Raw genomic sequence first — 20,539 nt, 5'->3', positions numbered from 1 at the left:
TTCTGAATATGTTGTGAGCACCAGGAGAGATCTAAAGCGGAGGGAACTAGGCAGCTATGCAAAAGGTAATGGTAGTGGATGATGAAGAAGTATTACGAATGTTAATCGTAGACACCTTAGAAGATTTGGAAGACGTGGAGATCCACACTGCCGAGAATGGATTAGAGGCGCTTTCAAAATTGTCACAGAATCATTATGATTTGGTGATATTGGATTATATGATGCCTGAAATGACAGGGATTGAAGTCCTAGGCCAACTGGATGATGAGAAAAAGAAGGCTACAGCTATTTTAATGTTAACAGCCAAAGCCCAAGATGTAGACCGTCTTCGAGCGGTAGATGCAGGCGCACGTTATTTTATGCCAAAACCTTTTAGTCCTATGGAACTCTTGCAGATTGTGGAGGGGATCCTAAGTGACAAAGGGAAGCAGCTCTAATCACAGTATTAAAAATAGATATTTTCGTATCATTGCCTTGGTTTTTTCGTTAATCATTATTATGGGATCTGTATTTTTATTTTTCATAAATAATGAGCAGAACAAATTAAGTAGAGACCGTGAAGTTCTGCAAAATAAGGCGGACACGATTAACGAATTGGCGACTGCGTTAAATGAGGTTTTTTTCCGAGCGAGGGGATTCAGCGCACTTAAGAGTGACAATGAATTAGATCTCCTAAACTTAGGACTTGTTAACTTTGATAAGATTCTGGATACCTATTCTAATCTCAATTTATCTCCGGAAGAAGCCTTGTTTAGAGATGGTTTGAAAGCATTTTATGTTCAGTACAAAACTAAAGTTTTACCTGAAGCGATTCGGTTTGTCGAGGCAGACGATTATGTGTCTTTGAGAGCTCTATCCGCAGATGGCAACACGAAATCAGTAAATGATTTTTTAACGTATACAAAAGAGTACAAGCAACGATCCGATGCCGCATTAAATACTATGGCTATGGATTACATCAAACGTGCCAATGAGTTTACCTTTATCGCATTCTTTTTCAGCACGATTATTCTGCTAATCTTCACCTTTATGATTTGGCGGATTCTGAAGAACCTAATAGATCCTATTCTGAAGCTGGAAGGGGCAACCCATTCCCTGGCTGCAGGAGAAGAAATTCTTCTGGGCAAGCTTAAGAATCAAGATGAAATTGGCCGACTTTATGATGCTTTTCTAAATATGGCTAGAAGTATTCAAGATAAAGAAGAAGAATTGATGATGCAGAATGAAGAGCTGCATGCGCAGCAGGATGAACTTCAGGATCAGCAATATAGGCTGCAGCGCTCGCTTAGTGAAATTGAGAGTATGATGAAAGCCTTGGATCAATCGTCTGCGGTGGGGATCCTTACTGCTAAAGGTGTCTTTACCTACGCGAATGATAATTTAAGTGGATATACCCGCTATAAGAAGTCTGAGATTATCGGTTACACCTATAAGTTATTTGAACTTTATAATCTCTCTGATGAGGGTTATCAGAAAATCTTTAACAAATTAAATACAGGCGGAGTGTGGAACAATGAGCTGCAGATTCTAGCCAAAGACGGATTGCCCATCTGGCTGCATCTGACGATTGTGCCGTACCTGAATGAAGAGGGTGTGATTTATCAATACATCCTTATTGCGAACGATATCACCTCAATGAAAAGCGTGCAGCAGGAGCTAGCCGAAACGTTAAAAAACACAGAACAGACCAAGATGATGCTTGAACTTAATAATCAGCTGAATCATGATATTACTTATACTTTGGATAAACATGAATTTGCCGATAAGTTTATTGAGTTTATGCATCGCCTGTATGCCTTTGATTCGAGTTTCTTCCTGCTTGTGAAAGATAATATTGCGGCTGTGAAAGGCATTCCACAGGAGAATGTGGAGCGTTATCTTGATCATGAGAATAATGAGATGTTATATCGCTTGCAAGCGGAAAAAACGTACCTAATCAAGCGCCTGGCCACACAATCAGAGCAAGGGATTTCTGCGAGTGAGGTCTATGTTTACGACTTCTACACTACTGTTGTGAACGCAGAGGATGAGATTCTTGCAGTGTTCTGTGGCAGCCGGATTGGTCATTCCTTCAGCAAAGAAGAGATTAATGAGGTTCAGGGGATGATGAACCGCGTTGCGCTGGCGATTGAACGTTTATTCATGTATGAAGAGATTGAACATGGACGAAAGCTGAATCGGGACATCGTAAATAATGTGAACGAGGGCATACAATTTGTGAATACAGAAGGTATGCTCTTGCAGATGAATAAAGCGTTGAGCAACATTTTTAATTATGAGTGGACAGAAGGAACTTTGATTCCCCGTCAGAAATGGATGGATTATTTCATTGAGCACTCGAATGAGAATCATGAACTTCGGATGTTTTTTGAAAAAGCGATTGCTGAGGATGCTCTGGAATCCAGCAGCATGCAATACTCCATTGGAACTGAATCGAAGAAGCATATTGATGTGTATGCGATCCCTGTATTCCGTCGCGAGCTGCGTATTGGTACATTGTTTGTCTACAGAGATATCACTAGAGAATATGAGCTGGACCTTATGAAATCTGATCTTGTCAGTACGGTAAGTCATGAGCTAAGAACACCGCTATCGAGTGTACTTGGTTTCACAGAACTGTTATTGTCTAAGACCATGAAGCCTGAGAAGCAGCTTAAATATCTGGAGACGATTCATAAAGAAGCTAAACGACTGACGGAGCTCATTAATGATTTTCTTGATTTGCAGAGAATGGAGTCAGGTAAGCAGCAATATATCACGGAGCATTTGAATCTCAGTGAAATTGTATTAGGTGTAATTGATCAATATAAACTGAGCAGTACCCATCATGTGCTCCTAGTGGATGAGGCTTTAAATGCGGATGTTGATGTGGACAAGGATAAGATTGTCCAAGTTCTGACGAATCTGTTAAGTAATGCGATTAAATTCTCACCTGATAACAATGAAGTTAAAGTACTGCTGCATAACGAGTCGGATAGAATTATTGTACGTATCCAGGATAATGGTCTTGGCATTCCTAAGGATCAAATAGGACAGCTATTCCAAAAATTCAGAAGAGTGGATAATAGCGCCTCTAAAAGAATTGGAGGAACAGGACTCGGACTTGCTATCTGTAAGGAGATCATTGAGAAACAAAAGGGAAATATCGGTATAGATTCCGTTGAAGGAGAGGGCACTACCGTCTGGTTTAGCCTCCCTATCCTCCATGCGGAAGCGAGCCGGCAACAGGATGAGCTTAATAAATGGAGCACCGAAAAAGAGCTCAAGCCTAATGTAATGATCGTTGAAGATGATTACAGTCTTTCGTTGCTTTTATCAGAAGAGCTTAAAGGGAAGGGCTTCCGTGTTACCCATCATTACCATCCACAGCAAGCTTTTGATCAGGCCTTGAAAACACCATTTGTGGCGATTGTGGTAGATTTGATGTTGGGTGAAGAGCTGGATGGCTGGGATTTGATCCGAATGCTTAAAGAAGATCCAAGAACTGAAAATATACCTATCGTTATTTCTTCTGCTCTGGATCAATCGGATAAGAACCAATTAAACGATGTAATTCAAAAATATTTAACTAAACCTTATCCGCCCGGCGAGCTGTCGAATACGCTTGAGGAGATAGTGAAGATTAAGACGGGGATCGGCGAGGTGTTATTTCCCGAAAGTAAGCAAAAATTATAGCTTTTATTTATCACAATATTTTATAAATAGTATCACTTTTTATAATGAAACCGATCAAAACAGGTTAAATCATACTGTTTTGATCGGTTTTTACGTACTTTATAGATACTTTTTCAATAAATTACAATTATTAGGGTAAATCGACATCATTGATCGTTTACAATTATTGTGATAGCCTGATTTCATGAGGTACGGATCATCAGAAGATTTCATGTTTAGGAGAGGTGGATATTGTTGCAACTACAGGTAACGAACAGTCCTTTTAACGAGAGCCAAGTCGAGCTACTCAATCGTCTTCTACCATCCTTAACGGAGACACAGCAAATATGGCTTAGCGGTTATTTGTCAGCCATGGGCCTTACTACTGCACTATCGGCAGGTGCCGAGGTTCAATTAGTACAATCAAATACGATAGGAAATGTGGAAGGTAGTGCCGTTAGTCAACCAGCAGCTTCACGTGAAGTGACCGTGTTGTTTGGGTCCCAGACAGGGAACTGCCAACGGCTGGCTGGGAGCTTGTCCCGCAAGCTGGAGGAGCAAGGATTTCAGGTCACACTCACTGCGATGAACAGCTTTAAGCCCAATGCGCTTAAGAAGGTTGAGAACCTCCTATTGCTGGTCAGTACACACGGTGAAGGCGAGCCGCCAGATAATGCACGGATGTTCCATGAATTTCTCTATAGCAAAAGAGCTCCTCAATTAGAGAATCTGAAGTTCTCAGTGCTGGCACTGGGGGATACCTCCTATGAATTCTTTTGTCAGACCGGCAAGGACTTCGATCAGCGGCTTGAGGAACTTGGCGGCAAGCGGTTAAGTCCGCGTGTGGATTGTGATCTTGATTATGATGATTCGGTTACCGAGTGGTTTGAAGGCGTGATTGGTGCCTTAAATGCACATTTAAATGCTCCGGCCATTGCGGCAAAAGCGGTTCAAGCTGCGGAAGACGCAGATTCTCAGGAGCCTTTGTATACCCGCAACCATCCTTTTAAAGCGGAAGTATTGGAGAATCTAAATCTGAACGGACGTGGTTCCGACCGTGAGACCCGCCATTTGGAGCTATCCCTAGAAGGTTCTAACATACAATTTGAGCCAGGGGATGCGCTGGGTGTCTATCCGGAGAATCATCCTGAATTGGTAGACGCTATTATTCATACTATGGGCTGGAATCCTAATGATATTGTTCCATTTAATAAAAAAGGGGAAGACGGCACCTTACGTGAGGCCCTTCTTCACCACTATGAAATCACTGTATTGACCAAACCGTTACTTGAACAAGCGGCGAAGTTATCTTCTTCTAACCAATTAAGTGATCTATTGTCGCCAGAACGTGCGCAACAGCTTAAGGAATATATTCAAGGCCGCGATCTGCTCGATTTGGTTCAGGACTTCTCTCCATGGGAGGGTTCGGCCAGTAGCTTTGTGACTATTTTGCGCAAGCTTCCGGCACGACTCTATTCAATTGCCAGCAGCTATAAAGCTAATCCAGATGAGGTTCATTTAACGGTTAGAGCTGTACGTTATGAGGCACATGGCCGTGAGCGTTATGGGGTCTGCTCGGTACATTGTGCTGAAAGAGTCCAGCCGGGAGATACGTTGCCCATCTACATTCAACATAATCCGAACTTTAAGCTTCCGACGAATCCTGATGCACCGATCATTATGATTGGACCGGGCACAGGTGTTGCACCCTTCCGCTCTTTCCTGGAGGAACGTGGCGAGCTTGGGGCGGAAGGTAAATCATGGCTGTTCTACGGAGATCGGCATTTTGTGACGGACTTCCTCTATCAGACGGACTGGCAGAGAATGCTTAAAGACGGCTTGTTAACTAAGCTGGATGTTGCTTTCTCCCGTGATACCGAAGAGAAAGTATATGTTCAGCATCGCATTTTGGAAAAGAGCCGCGAGGTCTACGAATGGCTGCAAGCGGGAGCTCATATTTACATTTGCGGAGACGAGAAGCATATGGCACATGATGTTCATTCTGCTCTGATTACTGTCATCCAGCATGAGGGTGGTTTGAGTCCTGAAGAAGCGGCAGCTTATTTGGATAATATGCAGCAGGCGCAGCGCTACCAACGTGATGTTTACTAATGGATAGAGGAAAGTTATCGAATGACTTCGGGGGGAGATAACAACAATGGCAAACAATGAAAAGGTTAAGCCGATCGGCGGGCCTCCAAGCGATGTTGAGCACATTAAGCAAGAGAGTAACTATCTGCGGGGCGCGCTTGTTGAGACATTAAGCAATCCGATTACCGGAGGCTTGCCGGAAGATGATAATCGGCTGCTGAAATTTCACGGAAGCTATATGCAGGACGATCGGGATTTACGCAACGAGCGTGAACGGCAAAAGCTGGAGCCTGCATTCCAGTTCATGCTTCGTGTAGTTGCCCCAGGCGGGGTAGCGACACCAGAGCAGTGGCTAGTGATGGATGATCTGGCACAAAAATACGGCAATGGAACCTTACGTCTGACTACCAGACAGGCGTTTCAAATGCATGGGGTACTCAAATGGAATCTTAAGAAAACCATCCGCAGCATTAATGATACGCTGATGACGACGCTGGCAGCTTGCGGCGATGTTAACCGTAACGTAATGAGTAATCCGAATCCTTACCAGTCAGAGGTGCATGCAGAGGTCTACGAATGGGCGCGCAAAGTAAGTGATCACTTATCACCACGTACGCCTGCTTACCATGAAATCTGGTTGGACGGTGAGAAGGTAGTAGATAGCTTAGGCGAACGTGCGGAAGTAGAACCGATCTATGGTCCGGTATATTTACCGCGTAAATTCAAGATTGGTCTAGCGGTGCCTCCTTCTAATGATGTGGATGTATTCTCGCAAGATCTGGGTTTTATCGCTATTCTGGAAAATGAGAAGCTAGTCGGCTTCAACGTTTCTGTAGGCGGCGGTATGGGGATGACTCATGGCGATACCAGTACTTATCCTCAGTTGGGACGTATAATTGGTTTTTGCCGTCCGGAACAGTTGATTGATGTGGCAGAAAAGACCGTAACAATCCAGCGGGATTATGGCAATCGCTCTGTCCGCAAAAATGCACGGTTCAAATATACAATTGACCGCCATGGTCTGGAATGGTTCGTAGACGAACTGCATGAAAGACTCGGATGGCAGCTTGAAGCAGCACGTGATTATCATTTTGATCACAACGGAGACCGTTACGGCTGGGTGAAGGGTACCAACGGAAAATGGAATCTGACACTTTATATCCAAAGCGGACGGATTCATGACCAAGAAGGATACACCTTGATGACTGGCTTGCGGGAGATTGCTAAGATTCATACTGGAGATTTCCGGCTAACGCCGAATCAGAATCTAACGATTGCCAACGTCACTACTGCCAAAAAACGCAAAGTAGCTGAGCTGGCTAAACAGCATGGACTAACAGATGGAGCACATCTTTCTGCATTGCGGCGCAGCTCCATGTCCTGTGTAGCACTGCCAACCTGCGGACTTGCGATGGCTGAAGCGGAACGCTATCTGCCTTCGCTGATAGATAAGCTGGAGCTTGTTATAGATAAAGCTGGTTTGCGTGACGAGGAAATTGTGATCCGAATGACCGGCTGCCCTAATGGCTGTGCTAGACCGGCGCTGGGTGAAATCTCGTTTATCGGCAAGGCTCCTGGCAGATACAATATGTATTTAGGAGCAGGCTTTACGGGTGATCGCCTCAATAAAATGTATAAAGAAAACATAGATGAGAAGGAGATCCTAGAGACGCTTGAACCTATTCTTCACCGATATGCCAAAGAACGTCAACAAGGCGAGCATTTTGGAGATTTCGTGATCCGTGCAGATTATGTTAAAGCCGTTACCTCTGGACTTAATTTCCATGACTAAATGAAAGTAGATTTAAAAATGTCCCGGGGCCAGTTGATGGCTGCCGGGATTTTTGTGGTTTGGTCGTAGTTAGATGCGCGGGGTGTCGTGTCGTACACATAATGCTCCAGAGGTAAAGAACGGTAGGTGAGCGCAGACGAGCGCAGACGAATAGAAGATGAGTAGTAGATGAGGGGCAGATGAGTAGTAGATGAGGGGCAGATGAGTAGTAGATGAGTAGTAGATGAGCAGTAGATGAGCGATAGTAGAGCAGTAGATGAGCGCAGACGAGCGGCAGTAGACTAACAAGGTGACGGACTCAGGAGCCCTTATTTCCTGAAATCTTGCCAATTTGACGAGTGTTCGGACACCAGCGCCGTTATGGGGATGAAAAGAGACAGGAACAGGCCTTTTTCAGAGGAATAGCGTCTCTCCAGTCCGAAAGTTGCTCAAAACGGCTTAAATCGCACAAATAGCGTCATCTGAGTCCGAAAATCACGACAAAGCGCTCCATAGGTAAAGAACGGTAGTTGAACAGTAGATGAGCATAGACGAGCGGCAGTAGATTAACAAGGTGACGGACTCAGGAGCCCTTATTTCCTGAAATCTTGCCAATTTGACGAGTATTCGGACACCAGCGCCGTTATGGGGATGAAAAGAGACAGGAACAGGCCTTTTTCAGAGGAATAGCGCCTCTCCAGTCCGAAAGTTGCTCAAAACGGCTTAAATCGCACAAATAGCGTCATCTGAGTCCGAAAATCACAACAAAGCGCTCAAAAGGTAAAGAACGTCAGATGAGCGCAGACGAGCGGTAGTAGACTAACATTAGAGTAGTGAAAGGGTCATATTAGATAGTGGGACAGAGTGAAATTAGCTCAGTAGGAGCAATTGTATAGTAATACGCAGAACAGCAGGAGCAATAGTGAAGTAACGCAGAACGGCCAAACAAAAGAGCAGTAACCGACTAGCGCACAATAAACGAGCGACAGTAGACTAATATCAGAGTAGTGAAAGGATTGAATTAGATAGTGGACAGAGTGAAATTAGCTCAGTAGGAGCAATTGTATAGTAATACGCAGAACAGCAGGAGCAATAGTGAAGTAACGCAGAACAGCCAAACAAAAGAGCAGTAACCGACTAGCGGAACAATAGACGAGCGACAGTAGACTAACATCAAAGTAGTAACAGTCCAGCGGTAGACTAACATCAGAGTAGTAACATTCCGGGAGCAGGCTAACAGCAGTAGATCACCGTTGACTGACAAATCTAGCAACAGCCTTCATTTGATCTACAATAATCTAGTAAGATCCCAACATCTGCGCTACAACAGATTCAATTTAAAAACCAGCAAGTCTCCAATTCCGGGAGGCTCGCTGGTTTATGTGTTTAAGGAGCGATACCGGAGATCAGTACATCGTTTTGATACAGGGTTACTTTGTTCCAAGTGCTGAAGGAAACTTTGGTTGGATCGAACGAATAGTCATTTGCTTCATTGAAGTTAGACCAGTCGCTTTTGTGCACGCGTAATTGGATTTCTCCTGACTGCCCACCGGCAGGTATGGAGCCCGCGCTAGCATTGAAAGTAAGCTCAACGTAAGAGTCGGCGTTCGTCCCACTTGTGGACCCGAGGGCAACCGATATATTAGAAGCACCGACCTGCGCCCAATCGATTACTCCATTGAGAGAGGCGCTTCCATCTTTAGTAAAGTAATAACGAATTTTCAGTCCATTTAAATTGACTGCCGTTGTTCCGTTGTTATAGATGTTGAAGTAGGGCTTGATTGAGTTATCAGTAGCATTGGTATCTGCTGCACGGTAGTAAAGTGCCAGATTACTGGATGGCGAGCCGGTAGGAGTGGCTGTAGGTGTTACTGTAGCTGTTGGCGTAGGTGTAGGTGTTGGCGTAGGTGTAGGTGTAGGTGTTACTGTAGGTGTAGGTGTAGGTGTAGGTGTAGGTGTAGGTGTAGGTGTAGCTGTTGGTGTTGGTGTTGGTGTTGGTGTTGGTGTAGCTGTTGGTGTTGGTGTTGGTGTTGGTGTTGGTGTAGTGCCACCATCCGGCACAGGTTGGTAACCAGGTGTTGTGTAAATTTTATTAAGCACGGAGGTTGCTAAGGTTCCGTTTGCTCCATTAACGACTGTATTTCCCCAGTTGCTGAGTGTTCCTGCTGGACCGCTGGCTAGATCCAGATATTCAACGCCTCCGCCATTACCATACCAGGACCAGGCGAGCCAGCCCACCTTTTTTTCCTTAGTGTAGCTCATAATGGTGGCTTCATCGACATCTCCACCCGTGTGCTTGTCACCGAATTCGCCGATAATCACAGGGGCTCCAATAGCCAAGGCACTATCGATATTACTCTTAACTGTAGCAGCATTACCTCCAGCATATTCGTACATATGAATTGAGAAAATAGTGTTTTTTAAGGTATCTGAATTAAATACAGCCTGACCACTAGTGAAGATAGATTGTGGGTATTGACCCCATCCCGCTGCATCTACAACTAAAGTGTTCTTAATGCCCGCATTTCTTAACGCAGGAATTGCCGCTTGGTATCCACTAGCCCATGTTGCAGTGTTCCAAGAACCGTACCATTCATTAGCAATATTCACAATGACACGATCTTCTTTACCGATCAAAGCATCCTTGATGCTGATCCAATAGTTTACTGCAGCGTTAAGATCAGAGGTGTTGTCTGAGCCCGTAGCATCATGCACTTCCAGCATGGCAATCATTTTATACTGATCACAAAGCTTTAGAATATTTTGGACATCAGCTAAAGTATCGAGAGACCACTTGCTGCCATTAGAAAGTAAAATTCTGACGGTATTGGAGCCAGTCGCTGCGATGGCCGGTATTGCAGTAGCCAGATCGTTTTTGTACCAAGTGTGTGCATGATTCACCCCACGCATTACAAAAGGACTGCCAGTAGCATCGTATAAAGTGGTACCGCTTACATAAAAACCTTTAACAGAAGTGTTCGCAGCCGCTGCCTGCTGTTGAGGTAAAGAAATAGAAAGAGTAAGGATACTAATTAATACTAACAAACTGATTTTCCGGAACGAAAAATGCTTTCTGAATTTCATCAACATTTCCTCCTTAATCAAATAGGGTTGCTTCTTTGATTATGCGTATCCTCCAGGTGGTTGCAGTAAATGCACTCAATTACAGGCATGTATCACCTCCTCAGTTATTTTGAATATAACATATAAAGGAATTTTTAGGAATAATAAATAATTAAATGATAACAATAACTTTATTTTTTATTAGAAAGATAAGAGATATTGCTGATAAGGCACTCGTCTTTCATCTAACATTCTCATAAAAAATGATGTTATTTTTAGATTCAGGAAGGAAATATAATTTTTTTTGCCTAATGATTTGGATTTCTCGCGATTTTCTTTCATAATATAAAGGGTAAACTAAATACAAAAGAAGAACCGTTGCCCGAGAGCGATGTGTTCTGTACAGAAGAGGCGATATTATGATTATCATGAAAACGATGGAAGAGATCGAAAAAATGCGTGCGGCGGGAAAAATTCTCGCTGAATGTCATCGTCAAATTGCGCAAATTTTGCAGCCTGGTATTACGACCTGGGAAATTGATGAATTTGCAGAAAAATTTATATTGTCTCAAGGAGCTACTCCTGAGCAAAAAGGATATAATGGGTACCCGTACGCAACCTGTGCATCTGTAAATGATGTAATATGCCACGGATTCCCGAAAAAAGAGCCGCTAAAAGACGGGGATATCGTAACCATTGATATGGTTGTTAACTTAAACGGCTGGTTGGCAGATTCGGCCTGGTCTTACGGGATTGGCAATATTAGTGAACAGGCGACCAAACTTCTAGACACTACTAAGGAATCTTTATTCCGTGGAATCGAGCAGGCGGTTGCAGGCAACCGTATTGGCGATGTTGCGCATGCCATCCAAGTTTATGCAGAGTCTAACGGGTTTTCTGTAGTGCGTGATTTTATTGGCCACGGGATCGGTTCAGAAATGCATGAAGCTCCGGAAGTACCTCACTATGGTCCAGCAGGGAGAGGGCCTCGTCTTAAAGAGGGGATGGTATTTACCATTGAGCCCATGCTGAACACAGGCAGTTACAGAACAAAAATTGATGCGGATGGTTGGACTGCGCGTACCATTGACGGCGGATTGTCAGCACAATATGAGCATACTTTAGCGATTACCCCACAAGGAACGATTATCCTGACTGAACTGTAATTTTGATGAAAAATAAAATGACCAGTCTCCGTAATGGAGATTGGTCATTTTTTATTAATCTGTAATGTTGCGAGTGTAATATTCAATGATATCTTTTCTCCTAATAATTCCAACAAATACACCCTCATTATCAATCACAGGAACGAAATTCTGATCCGCAGCAAGCGTCAGCATATCCTCCATTTCTGCATTAATGAGAACACTTTCGTTATGAACATGCTTTTGGATGTCGCTTACTGGAACTTCCCCTATATTGTCAAAGGTTAAATCTGCTGTGTTTTTCAGCTTCCACAATAGATCACCCTCCGAAAGTGTTCCTACATATTTTCCTTCATTATCAATAATAGGGATAGCCGTGTAATGGTGCTGTTCTAATTGTTCTAAGGCTTCCAGCATGGATAGTGAGTTAGTGATATAGGCGACTTGATCTTTTGGCAACAAAAAAGAGGATATTTCCATCGGCATGAACTCCTTTGTAATATGTTATTTTTTGATTAGGCTACTTTTATTTAAACATACTTTTGGAATGGATAGAATTTTAAATTTTCACCCCTTGAATTATAGGTAATAAGTCCTATTGAATAGAGGTCGTATTTTGTCGATTAAAGATATATTATCCTAGAGTGGAGTTGTTCAGATGGCATTGTATCGAAGGCTTTCATTAACGTTTAAATTTGTTATGGTGGTAAGTTTAGTAATTATTGTGATCTTTTTCTTTAGTTTAGTCGCAAACCTGGCTAATCTGCGTAGTGTGAGCATATCCAACGGTGAACTTCAGGCAGAGGTCGCAGGAAAAAGTTATGCGGAGACCATTCAGAATAGAATGATAGACATTCAGTCGACGGGTGAAGCGCTCGCTGAAGTACTCCTTGAATCAAGAGAACGTCAAACCTTGGACCGTGAAGATGTTGTTTCTACAATGAAAACTATGCTTGAGCACAGACCAGAAATTTTTGGGATGAGCATATTATGGGAACCCAATGCTTTTGATCAGAACGATCAGGCTAATATAAATAAGATGCCATATGATGATGGTACGGGGCGTTTTATTCCTTATGTCTTTAGAAATCAAGGTGCAATAAAGGTTGAACCCTTAAAGAATTATGATGTAGAAGGTGCGGGTGATTATTACCTTTTACCAAAAAAAGAGAAAAAACCGGTATATATTGAACCCTACTCCTATGAGACGACTGGTGGAGCTATAGAGATGATTTCGGTCATGCTGCCAATTTTGGATAAAACGGGTGCATTTCTGGGGACTGTAGGGTTCGATGTTTCGTTAACCCAATTGCAGGAAGAAGCCGTTAACTATAAACCTCTGGGAGGTTATGTTTCTTTAATCACTGGTAATGGCAAATATGCAGCCAACCCAAATGATCCTCAAAGTGTACTCAAAGAATTCGGTGATACAGAAGATAAAACAGTACTGTGGAAGCGTGTGAAGAATGGGGAGGCCAAACTGGGATACACGATAAATTCCAAGGGAGAAGACGTGCTGCGGACTTTTGTTCCGATACCAATGCCTGGAAGTGACCAGGTCTGGTACACACAGACAGCGATCTCTAAGGATGTTATCATGGCTGATTATGAACAAGCTAAAACAGAATTTTTTATCATTATGATTATTGGGATTTTGATTTTAGCTGTTATTGTTGGTCTTCAACTATGGTTGATGGTAGTTAAACCGCTTCGCTTGTTATCTGAGAAATTGCAGCTGATGTCTCAGGGGGATTTGACTCAAACCCTGCAGGTTCGAAATGATGATGAATTCGGGAAAATGGCTACACATTTTAATCATATGACCCATAAGCTTCGAGAAATGTTTGGACTTGTCGCTGATCTATCAATGTCCGTGGGAGCTACCTCTGAAGAGCTGACAGCTAACGCTGAGCAGACTGGGAAAGCTGCTGAACAAATTGCTGTGGCAATTGGACGAGTAGCCGAAGGAGCGCAGCTGCAGAATGATTATGCGGGTGATTCTTCAATGGCGATGAGCGAGCTGAATGTTGGTGTGCAACGGATCGCTGACTCTTCGTCATCGGTGTCTGCGTCTGCAGATGAAGTTACCGATCAGACGAAAAAGGGCAGTGCCCAGCTGCAAATGGCAGTGAATCAAATGTCGGAGTTAAAGCTGTCTGTAGATGAGACGAGTCTGGCGATTGAACGTTTAGGCGAACGATCTGCTCAGATCAGCGGGATTATCGGCTTGATTTCGAACATAAGTAAACAGACCAATCTGTTGGCACTAAATGCGGCTATTGAGGCGTCCAGAGTAGGTGAACATGGTCGAGGTTTTGCGGTGGTGGCCTCAGAAATTCGCATGCTGGCAGATCAGACTAAAAAAGCTGCCGAACAAGTTACTGCTTTGGTTGAAGATGTGGTGCAAGATACTAATCAAGCTTCACAAGCGATGGCTGTCGGCAATGAAAAAGTAATTCTTGGTGTGCAGAGTGTATCTGATAGTGATCTTTTATTTACGTCGATTCTGACAGAGATGACACAGGTAACCGATCAGATCCAAGAGGTCTCAGCAGCTGCACAGCAGATGACCGCGGGAACGGAGCAAATTTCAGTTACCGTTAAACAATTAGCCGATCTTGCTTCGGAAGCTTCCTCTGACTCCCAAAGTGTAGCAGCAGCCTCTGAGGAGCAGCTTGCTTCTATGGAAGAGATCTCAGCCTCGTCGGAGTCACTAAGCTCAATGGTGCAAGACCTGTTGGATAAATTATCTTACTTTAAAATTTAGATTCCCTTTTCAAATTTAAAGAAGGGCTGTCACCTAAAACTATGAAAATGACTACTGTGTCGAAAGCAGATGCTTAGTCACTTGAAAATACGCTTAGTAACCTGCTAACGGACACAGTGGTCCTTAAAAGTACGATTATCCGATATTTGGTATGTTATCGGACTCCAGTGCAGCTATTGGACCGAAAAATGCTTATTATGAGCCTCTTTCCAAGGAATAGCGTCACTGGAGTCCGAAATCTTGCGGTAAAGGATAAAAACATGTAAATAACGTCTACCGAGTTCGAAAGCCCCGTAGGATAATGAATGTGTAGTCGTAGCAGGCCGCGAATGACCAAAAAACGCCGAACAGCGATTCTTCGATAACAGAAGAATCGCTGTTTTGTTGATTTTAGGATTTTGAAAGTGAGGAGGTCAGTCTCCGCTCGTAGAATCAATTATGGCACAGCTCCTTCTTACCTCCCATTTTCTTCATAATGCAGTAGAGTATCTATTTGGTGTTAGCTGTGTTATAATCAATCTATCGAAAGTATTTACCTGGCGAATTCACATAGCGTAGAGGGTTATTCTTTAGACGTTAATAACCTTGTACCATATGTGAATTTTTATTTTTTTAGAGATTTTGCAAGAGATTTTTTGAGGATAAGAATAACATGTAAATAAAAATAAGGTGGTAATTATATTATGCAAACAGGAACAGTGAAATGGTTTAACGCAGACAAAGGTTTTGGTTTTATCGAGGTTGAAGGTGGAGAAGATGTATTCGTACATTTCAGCGCTATTACTGGTGACGGATTCAAGTCCCTGGATGAAGGACAACGTGTAGAATTTAACGTAGTTCAAGGTAATCGTGGTCAACAAGCTGAGAATGTTGTAAAACTGTAAGTAGTAAAATGAATCCCCAAACGTATCGTTTGGGGATTTTTTTATAGAAAGGTGGCGGATGTAAATGCAGGTGTTTGAAGACTGGAATTTAAAAGTTAAGAAAACCTTTAACGCTACAAGTAACAAAGAAGTATTGACGGTGTCTGAAGCGGGAAGCTTGCTCGGGCTGTCTAAAGATCAAATGAAAAGTTATGTAGATCAGCATAAGTTGACTAAAGTTCCGATCATGAGAAGTGTCGTCAGATATCTTTTACTGAAGAGTGAGATCGATATGATTGTGAAAAAAACCTAAGATCATCATTAATAAATAGGGTAGACCAATCCTTGAAAGGATATGGTCTTTTTTTGTCTCACAAATTTCTTATAAATAGAAACTTATCGACCCTAAGATCGTCTATAATAATGGGATATTTTAGGTAACAGTGTCATCCGGCAAAAAATATCCTCACATACTGGTGGTTATCTATCAAAACATTACGTGAGATCTAAGGAGAAAATTATGAAACGACTAGAGCGTAAAGATTATTACAAAGCTATTGAGCCTTTAGGAAAAGTGAAAATAAATACGATGTTTGCTGAGTCAGTGGTTAAACAAGTCATACCTGGCAGCGTATATGTTGACGATATCGTTAACCCGCGTGCTTTTTACATTGCACACCCTTGTGGAATGTCTTTATTAATTGGAGAGTCGGATAATGAAGAGTTCAAGCGCGATCTTTTTGATTACATAACCAATAAAAATATGATTCGGCATCATCAAGAGTTGCTGCAGGCTGATCCAGCGGGAAGCTGGCCGAAAGTTATCGCTCATTGGAGTGAACAGGAAATGCTCCATAGAAATACAAGGGTCAACTTCAGCTTTAACCGCGAGAAATATCTGGAACAGAAAGCTTCTTATCTTAACCAAGACCTTGAAGTGGTGCGAATGAACAAAGAACGGTTTTTGGCGGCAACAGGAGATGTCAATCCTAAGGCGTTTTGGAGGAATGAAGAGCAATTTCTTGCTGAGGGGCTGGGTTTCAATATTCTTGACGCTGGGGAAATTGCCTCTACGGCATTTTCGGGTTTTGTTAATGAGCATCAACTGGAAATTGGCATAGAAACCTCAGAAGCACATCGGGGGAAGGGCTATGCCTACGCTGTCTGTTCAGCCTTAATAGAATACTGTCTAGAACATCAGCTTGAGCCGGTGTGGGCGTGTCGTCTGGATAACGAAGGTTCTTTCAACTTAGCGCATAGATTAGGCTTTGAGACAACCTACATGATTCCCTATTACCGGCTGGTAGAATCCGTCATCAGGAAGGGTTAAGGATCCGAATGAAAAATAAACAGATTACTCATTCAGCTTCTTCATTTTCTTTAAGTAGAATTGAGAAAAAAAAGGTGAAGAAGAAAACTAAGACCAGCAAGAAAAAAAAGATCTGGCTATTTACGCTTGCTATCGTACTTATTGCTGGGCTAGGATCTTATGTTTTTCGTAAAGAACTGCTGATTTTCGGATTTAATAATGTTGTGGCTCCGACTATTGAACACACGCTTGATGGATCATACGTTCCTTTAGAAAATAATGAAAACGCTGAAGCTCCTGGATTACAACCAACGGCGGATAACAAGGATCGTCCATTTTCTATCCTCCTATTGGGTACTGATCAGCGGGGAAAAGAGAACGGGCTTTCTGATTCGATTATATATACTGTGATTCGGCCAGTTGATCATAAAGTATTGTTCGTGTCGATCCCTCGTGATTCCTATGCAGAAATTATCGGAGCGGAAAAGGTTAAAGGAGCTAGGAAAGAAACCAAGATTAATGCAGCTCATTCCTATGGTGGTCCTCAGATGAGTGTAGACACCGTTAAAAATTTATTAAACGCGCCTATCGAATATTACGCTACTATTAATTTCAACGGCCTTGTGGGCGTTACAGATGCTCTAGGGGGTGTTGAACTTCCGATTACCAAGGTGATTGAGAACAAGAGCCCGGATCATGAGAAATTAAGAATTGAACCGAACAAACCGATTTATTCTGGCGCTGAAGCATTAATGTATGTAAGATACCGGGAGGATTCTGATTTTAAACGAACGGAGCGGCAGCGGATCTTTTTGAAATCTGCGCTTGAACGGATGAAGAGAGTAGATAATATCCTTAATATACAGAAAATCATCGAAATAGCAGGCAGTAATTTCCAAACCAATATGAAGTCAGACTTTATTCTTGATTTGGCGAAAAGAGTAATTCTTGAAGGGGGTACTCCTGAGATCACAAGCCATATGTTGCAGGGTGAAGGCAGACGGAAGGATCAATGGTATTACATGCTTGACGAAAATGATGTGAAGCGTACCCATGAGTTAATTGAGATTTGGTTGAATCCTGACTCTACCGATACGGATCTGGCCGCAGCTTCTGCGGATGACGCAGCATAGATGTTGTGACTGAATTATTATATTTTTCATATGGAGGTTGATCTCTCTGGCTGCAAAAACAAATGAGCAAATGTTACTCGAATTTAAGTCCCTCATCCCGTTCGTAGAATCTTTAGGTGAAGTATCAGACAAACATTGGAATCAGCCTATTGCAGCTGGTAAATGGACTGTAAAGGATATCATCTGTCATCTCATGTTATGGGATAAATATTTTTATGAAGGTGCGATTAAGAATATAATTCTCCGGGAACCGATCACAACCAAGCATTTGGATTTTAACGAGTTTAATGCTAACGCTGTAGAATATGCTAAATTATTATCTGAACAAACATTAATTGAACAATTTGTACGTTATAGAACTAAAATCATAGATGTAGCTGCAGGGTTAACGGAAGAGGAATTCAATCAGGAATATAAGGATGGAGATCGCAAAAAATTCAGCGTTCGCAAGTACTTGAGAAGTTTTATCCCGCATGATAAGCATCATAAAAAACAGATTGAGCAGTTCTTAAAACCTTAAAATTTGGCGCGATTTTGAACTAACTTCATAGATTGGCGTATGAGGATAGGACCAAACATGCTTCCGGCAGAGGCGGCAATTAAGGAATGGAAGGGGAATTTTATAGCAAAATAAAAGACCCATCCAGCAACAATATCAATAAGGATGAACTTCTTGATCTCGGATAATGGAATGGTCACGAAGACAATGGATTGTTTGTTTCTCACAGCAATGACCTCCTAATTTTAAGAAAACATCTTATAAATCCACTGTTCATTCTATTTTGGAACTAAGATGTCCCATTCCGTCTAAATCTACAATCGCATCGTAAAAAAAGGAAGTATGCCTTGCGGATCTTTTTCGCAAAGTGTACTTCCTTTTTTGTATGTGAGGATATTATCTGACTAATATTTGGCAGGGTATGGAAAGTCACAGAAGATATATTCAATCACTAGTACAATGTAAGCGTTGTCTTTTGTGAAAATATATCCTAAAGGAGCTAAGCTATGAGAGTGAAGAGACTATCTTTTAACCAGCTTGTGTTTATCTGTTTAGGTTTTCAATACTTGTTAATGCGTTTGTTCTCTGCCGGCGAGGCGATCGTTATCACATCGATAGAGCTAGTAATATATATTGTTTATACTGTCGCCACCCTTGCCGGATTGTTTCTCCGGAGCAGACGAATTGATAGTGAAGCTGTATCCGGGTTGTCGTCGTTATTTTTCAGCGTGTTATGGACGGTGTCTTTATTCTCACAATTTCGGAAAGAAAGTTATCCAAATGCTTTAACAATCATTAATTCGCTGGGGGTGTCTGCAGCGGTAATCGTGATGCTCACACAATTTATTATTTTGGCTAAGGCTTAGGCTTTAGCTGAAAAAAAGGCGGGTGCCCCAGCAGCCATTTCATGGCTTATGCGGCACTCGTTTGTTTTTTTTTCATCCCCAGAAATGAAAGCTCACCCTGTTCATTCCGTTTAAATTCAAATTCACTGTCATGCTTGGTATGATGGAATCTTTTTTCAGAGATAGGATAGAACGGTGTAACCTCATCATCATTCCAGACAAAATAATAGTCCTGGCCCCTACGCTCCACGCTCGCTTTGCAGCCAAATCCCTCATAGGTCCCCATATATTCAGCATACATGCTATCATCAAGTGGGAAGGCTTGCGGGAATATCGGTATTTGGGCAGGCTCACCGAATACTAATCCAGATAGAGATTCCGTTAACTTGGTAATGGGGACACAATCATAATTGGTCAACATGATGACGGTTGTCTGCTCTTCTGGATATCTGTGCATTTCACTTCGGAAGCCGCGATAAGCGCCACCGTGATACATTCTTTTGCGATCATAACGTTCGTCCAAGAACCAACCAAATCGATATTTGAGATTACTTGAATGAAAAGCCATCTCCAGGGTATCGTGAGACACTAATTGATCGGAGTATAACGCTTGATCCCACAGGAAAAGATCAGCAGCCGTCGAATACATGGCACCCGCTGACAGGATAGAGCTCATATGTATGTATTCACCCTGAGTATACTCTCCCCATGAGGAATGATAAGGTGAGGCTAATTTTGAAATGATTTGCTGATTGTTATAAACTCCTGTATTTACCATGCCAAGAGGCTGTAATATAAAAGTAGTGATATAATCTTCAAATGTCATGCCAGTAATCTTTTCAATGATCATCCCCAATAAATAATAGCCTGAATTATTATAGGAAAACGATGTGCCAGGCATAAATGCAGGCGGTTGACTCACAAATAGCTGTAACATCTCCAGTGGAGTCAGCTTAAGCTTATTTAATTTTTGATTATATTCGGGTAGAGAAGTGTAGTTGGCTATACCCGAGGTATGCCCCAGCAGATGAAGGATGGTCATCCCCTCGAATGCATGCTGTTCAGGAAGATATTTTAGGATCGGATCTTCCAGTCGCAGACGTTTTTGTTCTTTTAGCATCAGAATCGCCATGCCAGTGAATGACTTGGTTAGTGACCAGATCCGGAATTTGGTATCTATAGCGTTCGGGACCTGATGTTCAAGATTCGCATATCCATATGCTTTTTGTAGCTTGATTTCTCCATGCTGAGCTATCAAGACTGTGCCGCTCAATGGCCAGCTTTGTTCGTATTTATCTAAAAATTGCTCCAGACGCTGGGATTGTTTATCCACAGGTAACCCCTCCTTAAAGGCATATTCTAACATAATACTAAATTCTGTTGAAGCGGAGAGAAATCC

General features: G+C 42.4%; 16 protein-coding genes. 12 read left to right on the top strand and 4 right to left on the bottom strand.

The annotated features are described in order from the left end of the window. Positions 1-56 precede the first annotated feature (56 nt). The 4 genes from NST94_RS19610 (at position 57) to cysI (ending at position 7,537) form a co-directional block, all read left to right on the top strand. Entirely contained in the window at positions 57-437 is a 381-nt protein-coding gene (locus NST94_RS19610; RefSeq protein ID WP_248548520.1) for a response regulator, read from the top strand. Beyond that, positions 415-3,675 (top strand): ATP-binding protein, encoded by a 3,261-nt coding sequence (locus NST94_RS19605; RefSeq protein ID WP_339281190.1) that lies wholly within the window; start codon positions 415-417, stop codon positions 3,673-3,675. Before NST94_RS19610 ends, NST94_RS19605 begins: the two co-directional genes overlap by 23 nt. A 234-nt stretch (positions 3,676-3,909) precedes the next feature. Beyond that, entirely contained in the window at positions 3,910-5,766 is a 1,857-nt protein-coding gene (locus NST94_RS19600; protein WP_076301802.1) for an assimilatory sulfite reductase (NADPH) flavoprotein subunit, read from the top strand. Between the two features lie 46 nt (positions 5,767-5,812). Beyond that, complete coding sequence (gene cysI, locus NST94_RS19595; RefSeq protein ID WP_076130761.1) at positions 5,813-7,537, top strand: assimilatory sulfite reductase (NADPH) hemoprotein subunit; 1,725 nt, start codon at positions 5,813-5,815, stop codon at positions 7,535-7,537. A gap of 1,365 nt (positions 7,538-8,902) precedes the next feature. On the opposite strand, the gene NST94_RS19590 is transcribed toward cysI, so the two are convergent. After that, on the bottom strand, positions 8,903-10,600 hold the full coding sequence (locus NST94_RS19590; protein WP_339281189.1) for a cellulase family glycosylhydrolase: 1,698 nt from the start codon (positions 10,598-10,600) through the stop codon (positions 8,903-8,905). 398 nt (positions 10,601-10,998) lie between these two features. On the opposite strand from NST94_RS19590, the gene map reads away from it, so the two are divergent. Further along, positions 10,999-11,745, top strand: a complete 747-nt coding sequence (map, locus tag NST94_RS19585) for a type I methionyl aminopeptidase (protein WP_036685786.1) — start codon at positions 10,999-11,001, stop codon at positions 11,743-11,745. A 54-nt stretch (positions 11,746-11,799) separates the two neighbouring features. Here map and NST94_RS19580 read toward each other — a convergent pair whose 3' ends face one another. Beyond that, entirely contained in the window at positions 11,800-12,204 is a 405-nt protein-coding gene (locus NST94_RS19580) for a CBS domain-containing protein (protein ID WP_038572361.1), read from the bottom strand. A 178-nt stretch (positions 12,205-12,382) separates the two neighbouring features. On the opposite strand from NST94_RS19580, the gene NST94_RS19575 reads away from it, so the two are divergent. The 6 genes from NST94_RS19575 to NST94_RS19550 all read left to right on the top strand — a co-directional run bounded on the left by NST94_RS19575 (position 12,383) and on the right by NST94_RS19550 (position 18,316). Beyond that, entirely contained in the window at positions 12,383-14,491 is a 2,109-nt protein-coding gene (locus tag NST94_RS19575) for a methyl-accepting chemotaxis protein (protein ID WP_076129908.1), read from the top strand. A 683-nt stretch (positions 14,492-15,174) separates the two neighbouring features. Then, a complete protein-coding gene (locus tag NST94_RS19570; RefSeq protein ID WP_036685790.1) occupies positions 15,175-15,375 on the top strand; it encodes a cold-shock protein in 201 nt (66 codons plus the stop codon). Between the two features lie 64 nt (positions 15,376-15,439). Then, positions 15,440-15,667 (top strand): hypothetical protein, encoded by a 228-nt coding sequence (locus tag NST94_RS19565; RefSeq protein WP_038572358.1) that lies wholly within the window; start codon positions 15,440-15,442, stop codon positions 15,665-15,667. 207 nt (positions 15,668-15,874) lie between these two features. Then, positions 15,875-16,684 (top strand): GNAT family N-acetyltransferase, encoded by an 810-nt coding sequence (locus tag NST94_RS19560; protein ID WP_076301766.1) that lies wholly within the window; start codon positions 15,875-15,877, stop codon positions 16,682-16,684. Between the two features lie 8 nt (positions 16,685-16,692). Further along, on the top strand, positions 16,693-17,796 hold the full coding sequence (locus tag NST94_RS19555; RefSeq protein WP_081383220.1) for an LCP family protein: 1,104 nt from the start codon (positions 16,693-16,695) through the stop codon (positions 17,794-17,796). Between the two features lie 70 nt (positions 17,797-17,866). Next, positions 17,867-18,316, top strand: coding sequence for a DinB family protein (locus NST94_RS19550; RefSeq protein WP_076301801.1), 450 nt, complete (start codon positions 17,867-17,869; stop codon positions 18,314-18,316). On the opposite strand, the gene NST94_RS19545 is transcribed toward NST94_RS19550, so the two are convergent. Continuing rightward, the gene (locus tag NST94_RS19545; RefSeq protein WP_076100132.1) at positions 18,313-18,522 is read right to left on the bottom strand and encodes a hypothetical protein; all 210 of its coding nucleotides are present in this window, start codon (positions 18,520-18,522) and stop codon (positions 18,313-18,315) included. The two genes, NST94_RS19550 and NST94_RS19545, sit on opposite strands and share 4 nt — an antisense overlap. Positions 18,523-18,801: 279 nt before the next feature. On the opposite strand from NST94_RS19545, the gene NST94_RS19540 reads away from it, so the two are divergent. Beyond that, the gene (locus NST94_RS19540; RefSeq protein ID WP_076129905.1) at positions 18,802-19,161 is read left to right on the top strand and encodes a hypothetical protein; all 360 of its coding nucleotides are present in this window, start codon (positions 18,802-18,804) and stop codon (positions 19,159-19,161) included. Positions 19,162-19,207: 46 nt separating this feature from the next. Here the strand turns inward: NST94_RS19540 and NST94_RS19535 are convergent, their stop codons facing one another. Continuing rightward, positions 19,208-20,473: a serine hydrolase domain-containing protein gene (locus NST94_RS19535; RefSeq protein WP_076301765.1), complete on the bottom strand. Its 1,266-nt coding sequence runs from the start codon at positions 20,471-20,473 to the stop codon at positions 19,208-19,210. Positions 20,474-20,539 lie beyond the last annotated feature (66 nt).

It is taken from the genome of Paenibacillus sp. FSL H8-0282 (assembly GCF_037963825.1).
Classification (GTDB): domain Bacteria; phylum Bacillota; class Bacilli; order Paenibacillales; family Paenibacillaceae; genus Paenibacillus_AQ; species Paenibacillus_AQ odorifer.
Note: the sequence above shows the minus strand (reverse complement) of the source record. Positions and strands in the feature narration are given on the sequence as shown.